Raw genomic sequence first — 4,432 nt, forward strand, 5'->3', positions numbered from 1 at the left:
ATGACCTACGAGAACAGCGAAAGTCGAGGAGCACGGGATGACGCACAAAATCGCGCAACAACGACCGTCGTCGGCACTGCGGTCCGCCGCGAGACCGGCCGTGGTCCTGACCGCCGGGCTGGCGCTGCTCATGAGCGCGGCGGGAGCCGCACAGGCGGCCGACGGCCGGACGGCCCAATCCGCCTGCGGGGCCCTCGCCGGCCGGGCGGCGCCCGTGCCCGCGGCCGCGCCGGCCCCCGAACAGAGGGCCGTCGGGAACGCCGCACAGAAGATCTCCTACAGCCTGGCCCCCGAACTGCCCATCGGCCTCTGGTCCTCCTCGGCCGTCACGCTGCGCACGCCGGTCCGCAAGGGGACGGTGCGGCTGGACGTCGACAGCCGCGGCTTCAGCACCGACTCCCTGGTCGTGCAGCGCTACGTGCCCGCGACCCGCACGTGGACGGACCTCAAGACCGGCCCCGGCGGCGGCAGCGCGCCGACCCACGGCGTCTTCACCTTCCCCGTGACGACGTCCGCGGACGCCCGCCACCCGCAGACGGTGGCCCTGCGGCTGCAGGACCTCGACCGCCCGGGCACGCTCTCGGTCACCGCCTCCGTCGACGACGGCCGCGGCCACACCTACCGGGCCCCGGCCCGCACGTCCGCCGCGACCCGCCCGACGACGACGGTCACGGGCTGGCCCGCCAAGGGCGTCACGCTGCAGCGGGGCGGAGCGGCACGCCCGTTCACCCTGACCGTCAGGAACACCACCGGCCGGACGTATCCGGCCATCGCGGTCTCGTACTACGCGTACGGGGCGGGCAAGAGCCGTGCCCTGCGCCCGGCCGACCTGGTCCTCCAGCAGTACCGCGCCGGCCACGGCTGGGAACGGGTCCCGCTGGTCGCCAACGGCTGCGACCCCGGCATGAGCGCGGCCCTGCGCCCGGCGTCCCGGGCCGTCGCACCGGGTGCGACGGCCGAGTACCGGCTGCGGGTCGCGGTGTCCCGCACGGCGCCGGCGGACGTGGCCACCGCGGAGTCGGGCGTCGCCGTCTCCAACGGCGACCAGTCCTTCTCCTCGCAGGAACTGCCCTTCGCCATCGGCGCGGGGAAGTAGGGGCGGAGCCGACTACGCCGCGTAGCGCACCCGTCGTGTCCGGCGGTACTCGCCGACGAGTACCGCCAGGGCCGCGGGCACCGAGGGGCGGGCCGGCCCGCGGAGGATGCCCGCTCCCTTCGCCGCCACGGCGTCGGCCGTGAGCAGTTCGATCCGCACCGCCGCGTGCACGAACGGCCGGTGGGCCGGCGCCACGAAGCCGGCCATCCTGCGCCCGGCCGCCAAGTCCTCGCGCGCCGCACGCAGATGACGGGCCAGCAGCGCCCGCACCCCCGGCGTGTCCCGTCCGTCCTCCAGGTCCGTGCTGGACACGCCGTGCTCCCGCAGCGTCTCCTCGGAGAGGCCCAGACGCTCGTCCTGCAGGTCCTCGGCCAGGTCGTTGACGAAGTCCAGCCGCTGGCTGCCGTCGATGTAGGAACGGCACGCCGCGCGGAAGGCGTCGGTGCGGTCGTCGGGGGCGAGGAGACAGGCGATGAGCATGAAGCTCGGCAGCGAGTAGGAGTCGACGTAGTGCCGGTGGTCCTCCTCGGTGGCGAAGCCCTTGAAGTCCAGGTCGGCCGGGGCCGCGGCGAGGAAGTCCTCGATGCGGCCGCGCAGTACGGGATACCGGGCGGCGGTGTGCAGCACCGGGCGGAGCACCGGGTGACCGGCGGAACCCGTGGCCAGGCCCTCGCGCACCTGCCTGTCCCACTCCGCGTGCCCGGCGATGCGCTCCGCGAGGGGGCGGCCCTCGTCGAGGAGCCGGTCGGTGTGGTGCATGAAGGCCGTGGCGGCGACGACGTGCGGCACCAGGGCGGGGGGCAGCAGCAGCCGGGCGGCCAGATAGGCCTGGCGGCGGTAGCCGGCCACCAGGACGCGGGCGCGCGTGAAGTCGGCGCGCAGCTGCGGGTCGTGGACGCCTGCGGCATCCAGCATCGTGTCCCACGAAGTCATCTGTCGTTCTTCTTCGTCGTCGTGCCCGGCGGCGGACACCCGCCGGTGCCCGCCGCCGGACGGCGTCAGGAGAGGGGTACGGCGAGGGAGTGCCTCGTGCCGTACTCCTGCAGGGCGGGCAGTTTGGCCGTCGTCGCGGTGTCCGACGGCATGGAGGTGAAGAGTTTCATGCCCGGGGACTCCAGGGCCTCCAGCATCACGTAGTCGAACGTGAGGCTGCCGAGCTCGGGATGGAGGAACTCGCGCTGGGTCGAGTGGAATTCCGCGATGTCGTGTTTGTCCCACCAGTCGCGGAACTCTGGGCTCGTCTCGCGCAGTTCGCCCGTGATCCGGTCCAGGTACGGATCGCCGATGCGCTGCCGGGAGTCCACCCGGAACTGGGCCAGCAGCGACTGGGCCTGTCCCTCCCAGTCGGCCATCAGCGTGCGCATGCCGGGGTCGCTGAACGTCAGCCGGATGAGGTTGCGTTCGGTGGCCGGCAGGCGGCCCGGATCGCCGATGAGACCGGCCATGGAACGGTTCCAGGCCACCAGGTCCCAGTTGACGTCGCTGAGGTAGGCCGGGTGCGGGTCGAGGGCGTCCACGAGCTTCTGCAGCGCGGGCGTGGGAGCGTCTGCCGGACAGGGGTATTCCAGCAGGGGCTCGTCGGCCAGTGCGTACAGATGGCGTCGCTCGTCCCTGTTCAGCTGCAGGGCGCGGGACAGGCTCTCCAGTACCTGGCGGCTCACGGTGATGTCGCGCGCCTGTTCCAGCCAGGTGTACCAGGTGACGCTCACCCCCGAGAGCTGGGCCACTTCCTCGCGGCGCAGACCCGGGGTGCGGCGGCGGGAGCCGCCCGGAATGCCGACGTCCTCGGGGGTGATCCGGGCCCGGCGGGACCGGAGGAACTCCGCCAGGGCGCGGCGTCGTTCAAGGTCAGCCATCAAGCCCCCGTCTCTCGAGGGCCGACGGGGGGTATGGGGGGTGGTCCCGATGGTAGTGGTGTCGATACCAGCATAATCGGTCACTGTACGCGACAGCTTCCCTGCCGGAGGATCAAGAACGTCAGCCCGGGTCCTTCCGCTACAGGGGTGCGGAAGGGCCCGGGGACACACCTCCTGCTAGGCCAGCAACAACGCCCGGTCCCAGGTGGGGGCGTTGCCGGTGGTGGCGGCGAGAAGAGCGAGCACCACGCCCGCCGCGCCTTCCAGCAGGCCCGGCCCGCCCCGGGCGAACCTGCCTCCGTGATCACCGAATTGTGACAGTTGAACGGTCAGTTCAACTGCAGCACGGGCGAATTCCGGATCGCGGGTGTCGTGGGCGAAACGCAGAGTGATCTGCAACAGGCCGGCGATTCCGTGGCACAGCCCCGGAGTCGCACCGGCCCCGCGCCGTCCGGCCGGGCGGCGGAGCGCCGCCTTCAACGCCTCTGCCGCCAGGGAACGCAGGCCCGGATCGTCGAGGGCCGTGCCCGCCAGCCACAGCGAACGGGCCACTCCCGGGCTGCCGTAGCACCAGGAACTGTGCGGGGCACGGCCGGAATCCGATGTTCCGTTCAGTCCCGCGAGGTCCGGCCAGTCGGGCCCCCAGGCGTCGTCGGTCCGCTGCACCAGGAGCCGGTCCGCCGTCCGGCGGACGGCTTCCTCCTGGCCCGGCACCTGCACACCGTCGGCCATGGCCAGGGACAGCAGCGCCAGGGGGCCGGCAATACCGTGCGAGAGCCCGCAGTTGAGCGCGCCGCGGGGGAACCGGCTGCGCAGCCCGTCCGTGGGCAACGCCTCGACGGGAGTGAACCAGTGCGGCACTCCGGCGCGTTCGCCGCTCAGCGCCACCAGGGCGCTGAGCACCGCGTGCAGCGCCCCGGCGGCTGCCGGATCGCCCCCGGCACGGCACAGCAGGTGGGCCCCGGTCCCGGTGATGCCCGAGATCACGTCGAAGGTGCGGTATGCCGTGCCGTGCATGCCGTCGGTGCACCGTGCGGCCCGCCCGATCGCCGCGGCGGCGATCCGTGCGTCCAGGGCCGTCAGCAGCTCCCGGTGGCGGTCCGCCAGGGACCATGCGGCGAACGCCGGTCCCGACAGGCCTCCGTACAGACCGGGACCGGCCGTTCCGATGCGCGCAGCACCTGCGGCTGCCGCGGTGAGGTACCCGTCGGCCATGGCGGCCCAGCCTTCCCCGGGCCGGTGCATGTCCAGTTGGTGGTACGCGAGGGCCAGCCCCGCGCCGCCCCTGGCCAGGTCGGGCCACACGCGGACGGGAGCCGCGCGGGGCGGCCCGGCCAATACGGCGACGAGGCGCAGGGCCGCTTCGGCCGGCTCGCCCGACACCGCGGGTGTCCACTGCCTGTCGCCCAAGTCGCCTTCTCCCGCGGAGGGGTGGATGAGGGGCCGGGGGGGGGGGGGGGGGGGGGGGGGGGGGGGCGGG

At 73.5% G+C, this 4,432-nt stretch carries 4 protein-coding genes; 1 reads left to right on the forward strand and 3 read right to left on the reverse strand.

Annotation, left to right across the window (positions count from 1 at the left end; all coding sequences use genetic code 11):
• The first annotated feature begins 37 nt into the window (after positions 1-37).
• Positions 38-1,096 (forward strand): hypothetical protein, encoded by a 1,059-nt coding sequence (locus ACLHRZ_RS17445; RefSeq protein ID WP_490419362.1) that lies wholly within the window; start codon positions 38-40, stop codon positions 1,094-1,096.
• Between the two features lie 12 nt (positions 1,097-1,108).
• On the opposite strand, the gene ACLHRZ_RS17450 is transcribed toward ACLHRZ_RS17445, so the two are convergent.
• From ACLHRZ_RS17450 to ACLHRZ_RS17460, 3 genes are all read right to left on the reverse strand, one after another.
• Positions 1,109-2,029, reverse strand: coding sequence for a phytoene/squalene synthase family protein (locus ACLHRZ_RS17450; RefSeq protein WP_490419363.1), 921 nt, complete (start codon positions 2,027-2,029; stop codon positions 1,109-1,111).
• A gap of 65 nt (positions 2,030-2,094) precedes the next feature.
• On the reverse strand, positions 2,095-2,952 hold the full coding sequence (locus ACLHRZ_RS17455) for a helix-turn-helix transcriptional regulator (RefSeq protein WP_490419364.1): 858 nt from the start codon (positions 2,950-2,952) through the stop codon (positions 2,095-2,097).
• A gap of 177 nt (positions 2,953-3,129) precedes the next feature.
• Entirely contained in the window at positions 3,130-4,362 is a 1,233-nt protein-coding gene (locus ACLHRZ_RS17460) for a lanthionine synthetase C family protein (RefSeq protein WP_490419365.1), read from the reverse strand.
• Between the last annotated feature and the right edge of the window lie 70 nt (positions 4,363-4,432).

The organism is Streptomyces sp. AM25 (assembly GCF_058146165.1).

Bases quoted from the DNA above. Each gene is read 5' to 3' on its own strand.
- ACLHRZ_RS17445 (WP_490419362.1), top strand. From the start codon at position 38: ATGACGCACAAAATCGCGCAACAACGACCGTCGTCGGCACTGCGGTCC.
- ACLHRZ_RS17450 (WP_490419363.1), bottom strand. From the start codon at position 2,029: ATGACTTCGTGGGACACGATGCTGGATGCCGCAGGCGTCCACGACCCG.
- ACLHRZ_RS17455 (WP_490419364.1), bottom strand. From the start codon at position 2,952: ATGGCTGACCTTGAACGACGCCGCGCCCTGGCGGAGTTCCTCCGGTCC.